Genomic DNA, 14,973 nt, shown 5'->3' on the forward strand with positions numbered 1-14,973 from the left:
CGCTCCGCCGGTCCCCGCTCCCGGGCCGGAGGTCGAGCTCGTTCCCGGTGTTCCGCCGGGTCCCGCCCAGCCCTGGCAGATCGACACGCCCGACCAGGTGCTCGCGCCCAGGGTGTACACGCCGAGCGCCGAGGAGGACGCCGTCGAGCCGCGGGACGCCGCCCCGGGGACGTACGACCTCGTCGAGTACGTGCCGCTCGCCGACGCCGTCCAGAAGGTCGCCTGCAGCAAGCGGACCGGGCCCTACCAGCGGGGCGTCGAACGGTGGCTGAAGCTGAAGGTGGACGGCAAGCAGTCGGCCGCCGACTGCCGGGCCATCCGGGCGTTCCAGGTCACGTACGGGATCAAGCCCGCCATCGGGTTCGCCGGGCCCGTCACCTGGGCCACCATGCAGCTCATCGGTGCGCGGAAGAACCCCAACGCCGCCGGGAAGTGTCCCGTGCGCAGCTACCGCGTCGCCTGTGTCGATCTCGACCGGCAGCTGACCTGGGTGCAGAAGGGGAAGAAGGTCGTCTACGGGCCCGTGCCGATGCGGAGCGGGCGGGCGGGGCACCGGACCCGTACCGGCTGGTTCAAGATCTACTGGAGGCACAAGAACCACTGGTCCACCCTCTACAACTCACCCATGCCCTATGCCCAGTTCTTCAGCGGCGGGCAGGCCTTCCACGCCGTCTACGGGAGCATCTACACGACCGTCGGATCATGGGGATGCGTGAATCTGCGGCTCGCGGACGCGCGGAGGCTCTGGGGTGTGCTGAAGACCGGAGACCACGTGTACGTGTGGGGACGGCGGCTCGGAGCGTAGCCGTCCGCAGGGGTTGTCGGACCCCTCTGAGACACTGGGGGCGCCATGACTGAGACAGCCACTGCCCCGACCGCGCCCCTGCGGGCCCGCGCCGAGATCGATCTGGCCGCCCTGCGCGCCAATGTGCGGGCTTTGCGTGCCCGCGCGCGGGGAGCGCAGCTCATGGCCGTGGTCAAGTCGGACGCGTACGGCCACGGCGCGGTGCCATGCGCCCGCGCGGCCGTCGAGGCGGGAGCCGCCTGGCTCGGCACCGCCACGCCCGAGGAGGCCCTCGCGCTGCGGAAGGCGGGGCTCGACGGCCGGCTCATGTGCTGGCTGTGGACGCCGGGCGGGCCCTGGCGCGAGGCGATCGAGGCCGGCATCGACGTGTCGCTGAGCGGCATGTGGGCCCTGGGAGAGGTCACCGCGGCGGCACGGGAGGCGGGTGTCCCCGCGCGCGTGCAGCTCAAGGCCGACACCGGGCTCGGCAGGAACGGCTGCCAGCCGGGGGAGGACTGGGCCGAGCTGGTCGCGGGCGCCCTGTGCGCCGAGGCCGACGGACTCCTGCGGATCACCGGGCTGTGGTCCCACTTCGCCTGCGCCGACGAACCCGGACATCCCTCCATCGCCGCCCAGCTGACCCTCTTCCGCGAGATGCTCGCGTACGCCGAGCAGCAGGGCGTCCGCCCGGAGGTGCGGCACATCGCCAACTCGCCGGCCACCCTCACGCTCCCCGAGTCCCACTTCGACCTGGTACGGACCGGTATCGCCCTGTACGGCATCTCGCCGAGCCCCGAGGTCGGCACGCCCGCCGACTTCGGACTGCGGCCCGTGATGACGCTCGCGGCGAACATCGCCCTCGTGAAGCGCGTTCCGGGGGGTCACGGCGTCAGTTACGGGCATCACTACGTCACCCCGGGCGCCACGACCCTCGGACTCGTGCCGGTCGGGTACGCCGACGGCATCCCGCGGCACGCCTCCGGCACCGGGCCCGTCCTGGTCGACGGCAAGTGGCGGACGGTCGCGGGGCGGGTGGCGATGGACCAGTTCGTCGTCGACCTCGGGGGCGACGAACCCCCGGTCGGCACGGAGGCGGTGCTGTTCGGACCCGGCGACCGCGGCGAGCCCACCGCCGAGGACTGGGCGCAGGCCGCGGGCACCATCGCGTACGAGATCGTCACGCGCATCGGAACGCGTGTTCCTCGCGTCTACGTGAATGAGCAACAACCGGGGTAATCGCACGGAGTGCGCCCCGCCAAGGTCAGCAACACCAGCAGTCCGTGCAGTAACAACAGCAGGCCCGGTAGTAACACCAGCAGTTCCTTTCGTAACACCAGCACCACCCGACCCAGCGAAGATCAGTCCGGCGAAGAGGAGCGGTACGTGAGCGAGAGCAGTGCGGAGGCCGTCGCAGCCGTAGCCTCCGCCACGGGGGCGGCCGCCAACTGGCGCAGGGCGACCGGCATCGCGGGCGCCGCGATAGGCGTGGTCGCCGCGGGCGCCGCGGCGGGCGTCGCCATAGAGCGGCTCACCGTCGGACGCGGCATGCGCAGAAAGGCCCGGCTCGCCCTCGACGCGACCGGCCCGTACGGCTCGCTGCGCGGCACACCCGGCAAGGCGTACGCGGACGACGGCACCGAGCTGTACTACGAGGTCGACGACGTCGACCCCGACGCCGTGCCCGCGCTCGGCCCGCGCCGGCGGCGGCTGTTCGGCCGCAAGGCACCCGCGCCCGTCACCGTCGTCTTCTGCCACGGCTACTGCCTCAGCCAGGACTCCTGGCACTTCCAGCGCGCGGCCCTCAGGGGCGTCGTACGGACCGTGCACTGGGACCAGCGCAGCCATGGGCGGTCCGGGCGCGGGGTGCGGCAGGTGCAGGACGGCGTGCCGGTCGACATCGAGCAGCTGGGGCGGGACCTGAAGGCCGTCATCGACGCGACCGTGCCCGAGGGGCCGATCGTGCTGGTCGGGCACTCCATGGGCGGGATGACCGTGATGGCCTTCGCCGACCAGTTCCCCGAGCTGATCCGGGACCGGGTCGTCGCCGCCGCCTTCGTCGGTACGTCGTCGGGGCGGCTCGGCGAGGTCAACTTCGGGCTGCCGGTCGCCGGCGTCAACGCGGTGCGGCGGATCCTCCCCGGAGTGCTGAAGGCGCTCGGGCAGCAGGCGGCGCTGGTGGAGAAGGGGCGGCGGGCCACCGCCGATCTGTTCGCCGGGATCATCAAGCGGTACTCGTTCGCCTCGAAGGACGTCGACCCGGCCGTCGTACGGTTCGCCGAACGGATGATCGAAGGCACGCCGATCGACGTGGTCGCCGAGTACTACCCGGCGTTCGACAACCACGACAAGACCGAGGCCCTGGCCCTCTTCACGGACATGCCGGTGCTGGTGCTGGCCGGGGTGCAGGACATGGTCACGCCCAGCGAGCACAGCGAGGCGATCGCCGATCTGCTGCCGGAGGCCGAACTGGTGCTCGTACCGGACGCCGGGCACCTGGTGATGCTGGAACACCCGGAGGTGGTCACCGACCGGCTCGCCGACCTCCTCACCCGCGCTGGAGCCGTACCCGCAGGGGCTAACGTGGGAGGCTATGGAAGCACCAGCAGCACCGCACAACCCGGCTGAGACCGAGTCCTCCGTGCCGTCCGTGTCCTCCGAGTCCTCCGTGCCGTCCGTGGAGATCACCGTCACGTCCGCCGAGCAGATGCGGGACCTCGGGCGCCGGCTGGCCAAGCTGCTGCGCGCCGGTGACCTCGTGATGCTCAACGGGGAACTCGGCGCCGGCAAGACGACGCTCACCCGCGGGCTGGGCGAGGGCCTCGGCGTGCGCGGGGCCGTGACCTCCCCGACCTTCGTGATCGCCCGTGTGCACCCGTCCCTGGGTGACGGGCCGCCCCTCGTGCACGTCGACGCCTACCGGCTGGGAGGCGGACTCGACGAGATGGAGGACCTCGATCTCGACGTCTCGCTGTCCGACTCGGTGATCGTCGTGGAGTGGGGCGAGGGCAAGGTGGAGGAGCTGACCGACGACCGGCTGAACGTCGTCATCCACCGCGCCGTCGGCGACACGGCGGACGAGGTGCGGCACGTCACGGTCGCCGGGCTGGGCGAACGGTGGGGGACCGTCGATCTGAGCGTGCTGTCCGCCTGAACACCGGTCGTTTCGCGTGAACGTTCCGACAAGACGTCGGCAAGATATTGCATTAGGCGTCTTGTGCGTGGTCACATGGTATCCAGCTCGTGGTTAGGTCTACCTAACTACGCCCGCCCCCCGCTCCTCAGGAGGCGTCCATGTCGGCCACGGAACGATCGCTCCCGGAACGGGCGGAGACGCTGCCGCGCACGGTGTCCGGGGTGTCCATGCGCGACCTGCTGGCGTCCTGCGCGGCCGCGACGGTGATCTCCACGCCCCCGCGCATGCCCGACCCGGAACTCGACGAACACCCCGAGGCGGCCTGACCCGACGGTCGACCGGCTCATCCGCCGAAGCGGGCGAGCCAGTCGGTGTGCTGGGGGGACATCAGGTGCTCGGTCTCGGCCACGGCCTGCGGCCACTGTTCCTCGGGCACGCTCATGGTCAGCGCGGCCCGCTGGGTCTCCAGCCCCTCGCGCACCAACTCGTGGGCGTACGACAGCGGATGGTGCCGACGGGACTCCAGCCAGGCGACACCGGCCGCCGCGGCTGCGGCCAGCAGGCCGCTCAGGTCCCAGTTCGCCGCTATGCCCGTGCTTCTGGCCACCGCGGCCGCGAGGGCCAGCAGGGTCAGCGACGCGGTCAGCGTGGACCAGGCGGTGGCGGACCGGTGCGCCTGGCCCGCCCGGCCGCCGTACCAGCCGAGCTGGTCGAGGACGCGGTCGCGCAGGTAGATGTCCTTGCGGGCCGCGAACGGCTGGGCGCGTACCGCCCGCATGGCGCGGGTGATCTGCGGATGGCGCGGATCGTGCGGCTGCTGGCCGCTCGGCGGGACCCAGGGCCTGCCGGGGTCGTGGGAGGGTTCCTGCCAGCCGACCCGGCGCAGGGGGCGCAGCCGTTCCTCCAGTTGCTGGTGGAACAGTCCCTCGGGGTCGGGGACGGCGGAGTGGAACGGTCCGCCGTGGACCATGTACTGCCAGGCCAGCGACTTCACCGTCTCGGCGGCGTCGCGGTGCGCCTGCCAGTGGGCCCGTGCCCGGCGCCGGCGGATGACGACGCCGGCGATCACCGTGAGGCCGTACAGCAGGGCGGAGAGGGCGGTGAGGACGTGGCTGTTGAAGCGGTCGGCCAGGGTGGCGCAGCCGGTCGCCACGAGCAGCAGTGCCAGCTCGGTCCTGGTCGCGCGGAACGATTCGCTCTGACGGTTCAGTGCCCACCGGTCGTTGGAGCGGAACAACGGGGGCAGATCGTCGTCTCCTATCCTCGCGCCCGGCCCCGGAACGTTCTGTCCGGGAGTCGTCGTGGCCGCCATGCGTCACCTCGCCATGAAGAGGGGAAGACTCATGGTGACTTGGGGCCGCACGGGTGCCAACACCGCCTCGCACAGGAGGGCTTGGCAGTGCTGACCAGATCGAGCCGCACACGGAGACCGGGAGTTCTACGCACGCTGGCCCTTCGTTGATCTATGTGCTTCCCTGAGACGAGAACCGAACAGCACCACTCCGTCCGCAACTCGGCATACGGAGCGCTGAGTTGCGGCCTGACGCAGGTCCACATCCGCGAGCCCGGGCCACGCCCGGACCTCCGCGGTTCGAGCGAGCACGGGGGGTCCATGGAGACGCCGTCGAGTGACCTGGAGTTCGACGACGTGCTGAATCTGAGCGGTGTCACGGCCGTCGAACTGGACGAACTGCCCGACAACGCTCTGGTCAGGGCCATGAGGAGGGTGCGGCGGGACGTTGTGGAGCGTCATGCGATTGACGTGGCCATGTTTGACTCGTCGATCTGACGGACGGGTGAAAAGCCGGGGAACCGCATGGCAGGAGGTGGCACGTGCGTGATGCGAACCCGTTCGTCGAGTGGGTGGTCAAGGTCGCCCAGCCGTGCAACCTGGCGTGCGACCACTGCTATGTGTACGAGCTGCGCGACCGGACCTGGCAGCGCAAACCGTCTGCGATGGCGACCGCGACCGCCGACCGGCTGGCGGCGCGCATAGCCGAACACGCCCGTCGGCACGCCCTGCGCCGGGTTCGGGTGACTCTGCACGGGGGCGAGCCGTTGATCGCCGGTCCGGCTCGAATCGAACACCTCTTATCAGTTCTGCGGCAGGAGCTGCGGGGCACGGCTGACTGTGATATCTCCGTGCAGAGCAATGCGACTCTTCTGAACCCTCAGTGGATGGAACTGTTCCGCCGACACGGGGTGTCGGTAGGCGTGTCTCTTGATGGCGGGCGTGAGGCCAACGATCGTCATAGGCGGGCGAGGAACGGACGGAGCAGCTACGACGCTGTCCGGAGGGGGTTGGAACTCTTGCGCAGGCCCGAGAACAAGGCGCTGTTCGCGGGCCTGTTGTGCACGATCGATATTTCCAGCCCGCCCCTCGAGGTCTTCGAGTCGCTTCTCGGCCATGCACCGCCCGCAGTCAACTTCCTGTTACCGCACGCCACTTGGGAGCACCCCCCGCCAGGTCACGATCCGGACCGAACACCGTATGCGAACTGGCTCCTCGCTGTGTTCGAACGGTGGTACACGGCTCCGCGCCAGGAGACCCGGATCCGCCTGTTCGAGGACCTCATGGACCTTGCGCTCGGCGGTGACGTCCGGTCGGAGAGCGTCGGGCTCGCGGAGACGGACTTCCTCGTCGTCGAGAGCGACGGGACCATCGAGCTGTCCGATTCCCTGAAGGCCACGCGGGACGGCGCGGCGGCGACCGGACTCGACATCTTCGCGCACGACTTCGACGCCGTCGCACGGCATCCGGTCGTGGCCGACGCCCGGCGCGGCGGACTGTCGGCGCTCGCCGACGTGTGCCGTGACTGTGAGGTGGTCCGCCTGTGCGGAGGCGGAGTGCGGGCCCACCGCTTCCACCCGCGCACCGGCTTCGCCAACCCCAGTGTGTACTGCGCGGATCTGCGCGTGCTCACCACCCGGATCCGGGACCGTGTCGTGGCCGACGCCGCCGATCTGCTCGGGACCGCGTCATGACGGGCCCGGCGACGCTGCGGATGACCGCGGAGGACTTCGCGAGCCTGGCGGCCTGCCGACCGTCCTCAGCCGCGCTGCGGGTGCTGCGGGACGGACAGGTCTCCCGGCGCCTGCTGATGCTGAAGAGCGTCGCCGACGTGGCCCGCGAGGGTGCGCCGGGGTTCTGGGCGTCGCACGCGTCGGCCGCCTGGGACCTGTGCGTCCGGGCTCGCAGGGCGGACGTCCGGGCCTTCGAGGACGTACTGCTCCATCCCCATGTCGGCGTCTGGCTGGGCCGTTGCCTGCGGGCGTCGGACGGCCCCCGCCCGGCCCTCGGCTCCGACCTCGCCCGGCTGGGGGGCCTGGCCGCCGCTGCCGCGTTACGTGCCGGACTGCGTCCGCATCTCGTCCTTCCGGCGCCCGAATCGCTGCTGTGGCTGCCCACCCTGGGGGACGTCCGGCTGCCGCCGGGCGTGGGAGAGGTCCACCTACGGGGCGACGTCCTCGAGTGGGGTGGCCGGTCGCTCGTCGTCCTGGGGGAGCGGGAGCGCATGGCCCACCATGACGAGTGGCATGCCCCGCGGCGCCTGACGGCCCGGGCGCCGGGCGCCCCGCCGCTGACGGTGGTTCTGGAGGACGGCGACCCCTACCGGGACGCGCACGGTCATCCGGTGGACGGCAGACAGACGGCCCAGCAACTGCGTGTCTGGCAGGCTTCGCTGACGTCGGCCTGGCGCGTGCTGAACCGCCTCGTCCCCGAACGGGCCGTCGCCTGCGCCGAATTGTGGACGGCACTGGTGCCGCTGCGGCCCTCGTGGACAGGGCGCGGCGTGAGCTCCTCGGCGCGCGAGGCGTACGGGGCGATCGCGGTCTCCTGCACCGCCGACCCGGTGCGACTGGCGGAGACCGTCGTGCACGAGACCACCCACATCGTTCATGCGGGCCTCGCCGACCTGGTCGATCTCGCCGATCCGGAGGACCGCACCCTGCACAGGGTCGGCTGGCGGCAGGACGCTCGCCCCGTCGCCTCCGTGCTCACGGGAACGCACGCCCATCTCTCCATGATCGACTTCTGGCGGCGCCGTCGGCAGGAACTGACCGGCGAACAGGCCCGCCGCGCAGACGCACGGCTGCACCACTACGGCCGACAGGTCGCCGCCGCTCTGGGGATGCTCCAACTCCATCCCGCACTGACGTCCGTCGGCGCCCGCTTCGTGGCGATCATGGTGGAAGAGGCGGCGCGCTGCGGTTTTCCCGTACACCCACGGTCATCCGTCCAGCCTCAAGGAGCGTCATCCGTTCGTGTGGCTTCCTGGGGGACCCCGTACCAACTGCGCAGACCCGCCGCGTCCGCCGCCGTGCAGGGCGGTGCGGGTCTTGCATGCCGCGCCCGATGCGGTGCGAAGACGTCCGACGGCACGACACCGGGGGCAGACTGACATGAGGGTGCGGTGGCACGGCGGGGACGCGGCGGCGCGGCCGGGGACGGCGCACGCCCGACGGATGGCGGGACGGTACGGAGCCCTCTGTCGCGTCCGCCTGGGCCCACCACCCGATTTTCATCACGTCCGGAACAAACATCGACACGGTGCCACCCCTGGTGACGCGCCCCGGGAGCCATCGTGAGCCACTTCTATCTGAGCCACGTCCGCACGGTCGACGAGGAGTGGGTCGCGTCGTTCTTCCATGACCTCTGCCGGGTCGTCGGTGAGCGCACCGGGCGCCCCCCGGAGGCTGTGGGTGTACGCGGGGAGCCGCAGTCGGCGGACGTGTCGGTGGATCTGCTCGGCCGCTCCACGGTCCTGGTCGCGCTGCACTCACCGAGGTACTTCAGTCAGACGTACTGCCTGGCCGAATGGTCCTACTTCCAGCGGCGCCTCAACGTGCACCGGTCCAGGACCGGCCGCAGCGTCGACGCGGTCATCCCGGTCATGTGGGAACCCGATCCCGCGTACCCACTGGACGCCGTCGCGCCGTATCCGCCCCTGCGCGTCCGGTCGGAGGCGTACCAGCGGGACGGACTGCTGCATCTGTTGCGGCTGAAGGCGCGTTACCGGTCGGCGTACGACGAGGTGTTGAAGGCGGTCGCCGACCGGATCGTCGCGGCCGCGGAGCAGCTTCCCGAGGTGCACGGATTCGACGCGGCCGGCACGCACGCGCCCGTCGGCGCGCCCGCCCCGGCCGGCGTCCAGTCCGTCAGTTTCGTCATGGCGTCCACGGGCGAGCAGGAAGCACCCGAGGAGCGGCACTCGCGCCAGTACTACGGAAAGACGGCCCTGCAGTGGTCTCCCTATGCCCCGGGGGAACACGAGGCGCTGGTCTCCCTGGTCAAGAACACCGCCACCGCGCTGGACCTCACCGCGACCGTGCTTCCGCTGGACGCGGAGACCGTCGATCGGATCAGCCGGGAGCACGACCCCGAACAGCTCGTCGTGCTGCTTGTGGACGCCTGGGCGGCCATGCTCGGGGAGAAGCACCGGCTCCTGGCCGCCGTCGACGAGCGGAATCCCGAGGCGACCACGGCGCTCGAACCGAGGTCACGGGACGACACCGAGTCGGCCGAACGGGCGGTCACCCTCGACGAACTCCTGGACCGCGCGCTGCCCCTGATGCGCGGACGGCACAGCGAGTACGAGCGCTGGGGGCTGCCGGACGCGGAGAGCTTCACGTCCTCCCTGCGCAAGGTGCTCGTCCGCCTGCAGAACGAGGCGCTCAAGTCATCAGTGGAAGCCGTCCCGCCGCAGGCGACGCCGGCCGACGGCCCGCATACGTTTCCCCTGCTCGGAAGGTACTCGTCATGACGTTCGACTCGGGTGACGCCGGCACCCGCGAGTCCGGCACCATCGTCACGTTCTACTCGTTCAAGGGTGGGACGGGCCGCACCATGGCCCTGGCGAACGTGGCGTGGATCCTGGCCAGCAACGGCAAGCGGGTGCTCGCCATGGACTGGGACCTGGAGGCGCCGGGTCTGCACCGCTACTTCGCGCCCTTCCTCGGCGATCCGGAGCTCGACTCCACCCCGGGCGTCATCGACCTCATCCGCGGCTTCGACATGGCCAGGCCCCGGCCGGCCGGCGGCGACTACAGCCAGCAGGCCAGGGTGGAGCGCTTCGCCTCCACCCTGGCCCTGAGCTTCGACAGCGGCGGCTACGTCGACTTCATCTCGCCGGGACGCAAGACCCCCGAGTACTCCGAGATGATCAACACCTACGACTGGAAGGGCTTCTACGAGCAGCGCGACGGCGCTGCCTTCCTGCGCGCCCTGCGCGAGGACATGCGGCGCAACTACGACTACGCCCTGATCGACAGCCGTACGGGCTGGAGTGACACCTCGGGCATCACCACGGTGCTCATGCCGGACGTCCTCATCAACTGCTTCACACTCAACACCCAGTCGGTGGACGGCGGCGCCAGCGTGGCCGCGGACGTCCGGCGCGCCGCCCCGCGCGTGCGGATCCTCCCCGTGCCCATGCGGGTGGAGGACGCCGAGCAGGAGAAGCTCGCGGTGAGCCGGGGCCATGCGCGCCGGCGCTTCCAGGAGTTCCTCAAGGACACGCCGCGGGCGGCCGACCCCGATGCCTACTGGGGAGCGGTGGAGATCCCGTACAAGCCGTTCTTCGCCTACGAAGAGGTCCTGGCCACCGTCGCCGACACACCCCGCCAGCCCGCCTCGCTCCTCGGCGCCTACGAGCGTCTCACCTCGGTGATCACTGACGGGCAGGTCACGGCACTGCAGCCGGTCAAGGAGCCGGTGCGCCGGCAACTGCTCGCCCGCTTCCAGCGGGTGCCGGTACCCGGAGGGCGTCTCGTGCCCCGGGTGCGGGTCGACTTCGCGCTGCGCGACGGCGCCTGGGCGGAGTGGCTCGCGGCCCAGCTGCAGGCTGCCGGGATCGCCGTGACGCTGCGCGGAAGCAGCCCGTCGCTGCCGTTGTCCAGTGGCCCGACGGACGGGGCCGACGTGGTCATCGCGCTGCTCTCGCCCGACTTCTCCGCCACACCGGTCGCCGACGAGGTGCGCGCCCTGGTGGCGGCCCCCGAAGGGCCCAGGATCATCGGGCTGCGTACCCGGGAGCACCAACCGGAGCCGGCGCTGCGCGGGCTGCCCGGATTCACCCTGGTCGACGCACCCGAGGGGCAGGCTCTCAGCAAGGTCTTCGCCATCCTCGAAGTGGAGGGGCCCACGTCGGCCCCGGTTGCCGAGGGCATCGCCTATCCGGGCCTGGTGCCTCGGATCTTCAACGTTCCGCGCCGCAACAACACCTTCATCGGACGCGACGTACAGCTGGACCGGCTGCGCACCGAGCTGAACGCCGAGTCACTGCGTCCGGACACACCGGTGGGCAAGGTCTTTCTCTACGGACTGGGCGGAATCGGCAAGACTCAGATCGCGCAGGAGTACGTCCACCGTTACGGTTCTCAGTACGACCTCGTGCACTGGATTCCGGCTGAACAGCCCAATCGGATTCCGCAGCTGCTCGCGGAACTCGGTCTTGAGCTGGGCGTTCCTGGCGACACGGTGGACGAACGTGCCCAGGCGACGATGAATGCGCTTAAAAGTGGCGATTATGGTCGCTGGCTGATGGTTTTCGACAACGTCACGGAAAACCCAGCCACGGACGGCGAGAGCTGGAACATGGAAGAGGGAGACACGACGGTGGAGCGGTACCTTCCCGCAGAGGGGCCGGGACACGTCATCCTCACCGCCCGGCGGTCCCCGCACCAGGAGTACGAAGCCTCCATGGAGGTCGACTCCTTCAACAGGTCCGAAAGCATCGCCCTGTTGCGCCGAAGGGTGGACGGACTGTCGGCGGAGGACGCCGACCGGATCGCCGACACGCTCGGCGACTTCCCGATGGCCATGGAGATCGCCGCCGCCTGGCTGCGTCAGACGGCCATGCCGCTCGACACCTACCTCGACCGCGTCAAGAGCCAGGCCAGCTCGGTGCTGAGCGGGGCCGCGAGCACCGGCGACAGCCAACGGGAGTCCCTCTTCGCGGTTTGGCGGCTGACCGTCGACCGCCTCGGCAGCGAACGCCCCGCAGCGGTACGGCTCCTCGAACTCTGTGCCTTCCTGTCTCCGGAGCCGATCGCGCACTCGCTCCTCTACAGCGACGCCATGCGCAACCGGCTCGCCCAGGAGACCGGGGACGATTCCGTGCTCGACGCCATGGTGATGGGTTACCTGATCCGTGACCTCGGGCGGTACGCGCTGGCCACCGTCGACCAGCAGAGCGGTTCCATCCAGATCCACCGACTCGTCCAGGCCGCGGTGCGCGAGTGGCTGCGGGACGATCCCGAACGAGAGGAGCGGACCCGGCGTCAGGCACAACTGGTGTTGGCGGGAGCACTGCCCTCGGCGGCCTTCCCGGAGGACCATCCGACGGTCCAGCAGCGGTTCGCGGAGCTGCTGCCCCATCTGGAGCCCTCCGAGGCCATGCTCAACACCGACGCGCGGGTCTGCGAGTGGGTCATCCGCCAGGTCCGCAACCAGTGGCGGATCGGGGACCACCGCGCCGCCGCGGCGCTGGGACAGAAGGCGCTCGACATCTGGAAGGTCTCACTCGGCGAGGACCACCACCTCAAGCTGCGACTGGCCGCACAGGTGGCCAACCCCTTGCGCTCCCTCGGCCGTTTCGAGGAGGCCCATGACCTGGACGCCGACACACTCGAGCGCCAGCGTGAACAGCTCGGTGAGGACGACGGCTACACGCTCGTGACGGCCCGCAACTACGGCGCCGACCTGCGCAGCCTCGGCCGCTACCGGGAAGCGTACGACGAGGACAGCCGGACGTACGAGCTCTACCTCAACAGCCCGCACTTCGGCCCCGACCACGAGGACACGCTCCGCGCCGCGAACGGTCTCGGTGTCTCGCTCGTTCTGTCCGGCAACCCCTCCCAGGCCCTGGAGCGCGCGACCGAGACCTATCAGCGGTCCCGGCAGGCGCTCGGGCTGTCGCACAAGCTCACCTGGACCCCGTTCGCGACCAACGTGGCACTGGACCGCAGGGAGACCGGTGACTACCAGGGCTCCCTCGACCTGCTCTACGAGATCCGCAAGCGGCTCGTCAAACTCCTCAACGACGAGAAGGTGGACGACGTGCTGCGCACGGACGCGTCCCTGGCAGTGACCCAGCGCCGCATGGGCAACTACGCCGAGGCGGAGGCCCTGACGCGCTCCACCCTGAACGTCTACCGGCAGCGGTACGGCGAGGGGCACCCCGACACCATGTCGTGCACCGCCAACCTCGCCTGCGACCTGCTCGCCCTGTCCTATCTGGACCCGGTCCGCGGTTCGGAGGCCGTCGACCTCGGGAAGCAGAACTTCGAGCGTTACCGTGAGCGCCTCGGCCGGGCGCACCCCTTCACCCTGGCGGCCGCGTCCAACCTGGTCGCCATCCTCAGGAGTCGGGAGGAGACCGAGCGTGCCATGGAACTCGCCGACGAGACGCTCCCGCTCCTCGTCGAGCGACTCGGCGCCACCCACCCCGCCACCGTGGCCTGCCGGGCCAACCGGGCCGGCGTGCTGTCCGCGCTGGGCCGGCACGAGGAGGCGCTGGCCGAGGACCAGGAAGCCCGCGAGGCCTACCGTGCCCTCTATCGCAACCACCACCCCCGCGTGCTCTGCGCGGACTACAACGTCGCCCTCGACCGCACCCTGATGGGCGACGACGAGGGCCCGGTGGAGCTCGGCAGGGCGACCCAGGCCGCCGAGCGGGAGTTCGGCCCCGACCACCCCACCGTCCGGATGATGACCGACCGCAAGCGCATCGACTTCGACCTGGAGATGCCTCCGACCTGATCCGATGCCCGAACAGCAGCCGCCCCGGTCCCGTGCCGGGGCGGTCAGTTGCTCAGGGACGTGCCGTACTTGCGTACGAACCGCCGCACCGTGCGGTTCATCTCCTCCTCCCGCCAGGCGGGCAGGCCGTCCAGCCGGGTGTGCGCGCCGGTCGCGCCGAGGAGTTCGCCGTCCACCACGAAGAGGAAGAGCAGGCCCACCGGGTACGCCGCGTCGAGCGCTCTGACCAGGTCCGGGTCCGGGGCGTGCGGGACGATCACGACCAGCGGGCCGAAGTCCTGCTCGTGCTCGCGCAGCATCTCCTCGTCCTCGATGTCGAACTCCCTGAGGAGTTCCTCCCCGATGTGCTCCACCAGGTCCCCCAGCACCCCGGCGCCCGCGCTGAGCGTGACGACCAGGTGGTCCCAGGGCAGCGGCTGTTCGCTGGCCCGGTGGACGTACCGGCGTGCCGTCTCCGTGGACCGCGCGGGCAGCACCGCGACCCGCGGGGAGCCGTTGCCGGCCACCCCGCGGATACGGTCCGCCTCCACCGCGGGCACCCGGGCGTGGGTCACGCTCAGCTGGATCAGTTCGCGTGAGGCGTCCGGACCGGACAGGGGCAGCAGTTCGGTGAGCGCGGCGCGCAGTGGGTCGGCCTCGGGCTCGCTCGGCCGTTCCGTCAGCAGGCCCGAGGCGAGCCGGTGACGCATCAGCAGGGACAGCATCTCGACCGGGACCCCCAGCAGCGCGCCGGCCCGGCTCAGGCTCTCCGCGTCCACCTCACGCAGATGGTGCACGACCCGGTGGTGCACCTTGGCCCCGCTCAACTCGGCGCGCATCAGCTCCAATTGGGGGCGTATGACACGGCGTACGGAATCGAGGTCGTCGCCGCCCGGCCACTCCACCAGCTGGCGCCTGTTCGGATTGAGGGATCCCAGGCCGCTCTTCTCCAGGGCTTCGAGGGTCACCTCCGGCAGCATCAGCAGGATCACCGGGAAGCCGTCGTGCCGGTTGCGCAGTTCCGCCATGGCCAGTTCGTTCTGCACGTGCTCGGATCGCAGGGCGTGGCTGGAGACGATCAGGAGCATGCCGTGCGCGCTGCCCATGCCGTCGGATATGGCCTCCATCCAGTCCTGTCCCGGCACCAGGGACTCCCGGTCCACCACGATGGGTTCGCAGCCCTCCTGGTAGAGCAGTTCCTCCATGGCGCGGCGGGCCGGCCAGCAACTGCAGGTGCAGTCCAGGGGTTCGCTGCGGCTGAGGAAGACATGAGGGGCGGGCATGGGACTCCTCGTACGGGGGCCGGATCGGGTC

The 14,973-nt window shown here is 70.6% G+C and carries 12 protein-coding genes; 10 read left to right on the forward strand and 2 right to left on the reverse strand.

Annotated elements, in window-relative coordinates:
• The 5 genes from GRC12_RS31015 to GRC12_RS31035 all read left to right on the forward strand — a co-directional run.
• Positions 1 to 805, forward strand: an 805-nt coding sequence (locus GRC12_RS31015; RefSeq protein WP_244374022.1) for a L,D-transpeptidase family protein, incomplete at its 5' end; no start/stop codon positions are given.
• A 45-nt stretch (positions 806 to 850) separates the two neighbouring features.
• A complete protein-coding gene (alr, locus tag GRC12_RS31020; RefSeq protein ID WP_208782863.1) occupies positions 851 to 2,020 on the forward strand; it encodes an alanine racemase in 1,170 nt (389 codons plus the stop codon).
• A gap of 147 nt (positions 2,021 to 2,167) precedes the next feature.
• Positions 2,168 to 3,409: an alpha/beta fold hydrolase gene (locus GRC12_RS31025; RefSeq protein ID WP_208782864.1), complete on the forward strand. Its 1,242-nt coding sequence runs from the start codon at positions 2,168 to 2,170 to the stop codon at positions 3,407 to 3,409.
• Positions 3,375 to 3,935, forward strand: a complete 561-nt coding sequence (gene tsaE, locus GRC12_RS31030) for a tRNA (adenosine(37)-N6)-threonylcarbamoyltransferase complex ATPase subunit type 1 TsaE (protein ID WP_208782865.1) — start codon at positions 3,375 to 3,377, stop codon at positions 3,933 to 3,935. The genes GRC12_RS31025 and tsaE overlap by 35 nt, the downstream gene beginning before the upstream one ends.
• 140 nt (positions 3,936 to 4,075) lie before the next feature.
• Complete coding sequence (locus tag GRC12_RS31035; protein WP_208782866.1) at positions 4,076 to 4,243, forward strand: hypothetical protein; 168 nt, start codon at positions 4,076 to 4,078, stop codon at positions 4,241 to 4,243.
• Between the two features lie 17 nt (positions 4,244 to 4,260).
• Here GRC12_RS31035 and GRC12_RS31040 read toward each other — a convergent pair whose 3' ends face one another.
• Positions 4,261 to 5,154: a DUF4231 domain-containing protein gene (locus GRC12_RS31040; RefSeq protein ID WP_208782874.1), complete on the reverse strand. Its 894-nt coding sequence runs from the start codon at positions 5,152 to 5,154 to the stop codon at positions 4,261 to 4,263.
• Between the two features lie 375 nt (positions 5,155 to 5,529).
• Here GRC12_RS31040 and fxsA point away from each other — a divergent pair, with 375 nt between their 5' ends.
• The 5 genes from fxsA (at position 5,530) to fxsT (ending at position 13,680) form a co-directional block, all read left to right on the forward strand.
• Positions 5,530 to 5,706 carry an FxSxx-COOH cyclophane-containing RiPP peptide gene (gene fxsA / locus GRC12_RS31045; RefSeq protein WP_208782867.1) on the forward strand — a complete coding sequence of 59 codons (177 nt, stop codon included), beginning with the start codon at positions 5,530 to 5,532 and terminating at the stop codon, positions 5,704 to 5,706.
• A gap of 44 nt (positions 5,707 to 5,750) precedes the next feature.
• On the forward strand, positions 5,751 to 6,902 hold the full coding sequence (locus GRC12_RS31050) for an FxsB family cyclophane-forming radical SAM/SPASM peptide maturase (RefSeq protein WP_208782868.1): 1,152 nt from the start codon (positions 5,751 to 5,753) through the stop codon (positions 6,900 to 6,902).
• On the forward strand, positions 6,899 to 8,320 hold the full coding sequence (locus tag GRC12_RS31055) for an aKG-HExxH-type peptide beta-hydroxylase (RefSeq protein ID WP_208782869.1): 1,422 nt from the start codon (positions 6,899 to 6,901) through the stop codon (positions 8,318 to 8,320). The genes GRC12_RS31050 and GRC12_RS31055 overlap by 4 nt, the downstream gene beginning before the upstream one ends.
• A gap of 183 nt (positions 8,321 to 8,503) precedes the next feature.
• Complete coding sequence (gene fsxC / locus GRC12_RS31060; protein WP_208782870.1) at positions 8,504 to 9,682, forward strand: FxsC protein; 1,179 nt, start codon at positions 8,504 to 8,506, stop codon at positions 9,680 to 9,682.
• Positions 9,679 to 13,680 (forward strand): FxSxx-COOH system tetratricopeptide repeat protein, encoded by a 4,002-nt coding sequence (gene fxsT / locus GRC12_RS31065; RefSeq protein WP_208782871.1) that lies wholly within the window; start codon positions 9,679 to 9,681, stop codon positions 13,678 to 13,680. Before fsxC ends, fxsT begins: the two co-directional genes overlap by 4 nt.
• A 44-nt stretch (positions 13,681 to 13,724) precedes the next feature.
• On the opposite strand, the gene GRC12_RS31070 is transcribed toward fxsT, so the two are convergent.
• Entirely contained in the window at positions 13,725 to 14,942 is a 1,218-nt protein-coding gene (locus tag GRC12_RS31070) for a toll/interleukin-1 receptor domain-containing protein (protein WP_208782872.1), read from the reverse strand.
• Between the last annotated feature and the right edge of the window lie 31 nt (positions 14,943 to 14,973).

This window comes from Streptomyces griseorubiginosus (assembly GCF_017614965.1).
GTDB classification, from domain to species: Bacteria; Actinomycetota; Actinomycetes; order Streptomycetales; family Streptomycetaceae; genus Streptomyces; species Streptomyces griseorubiginosus_B.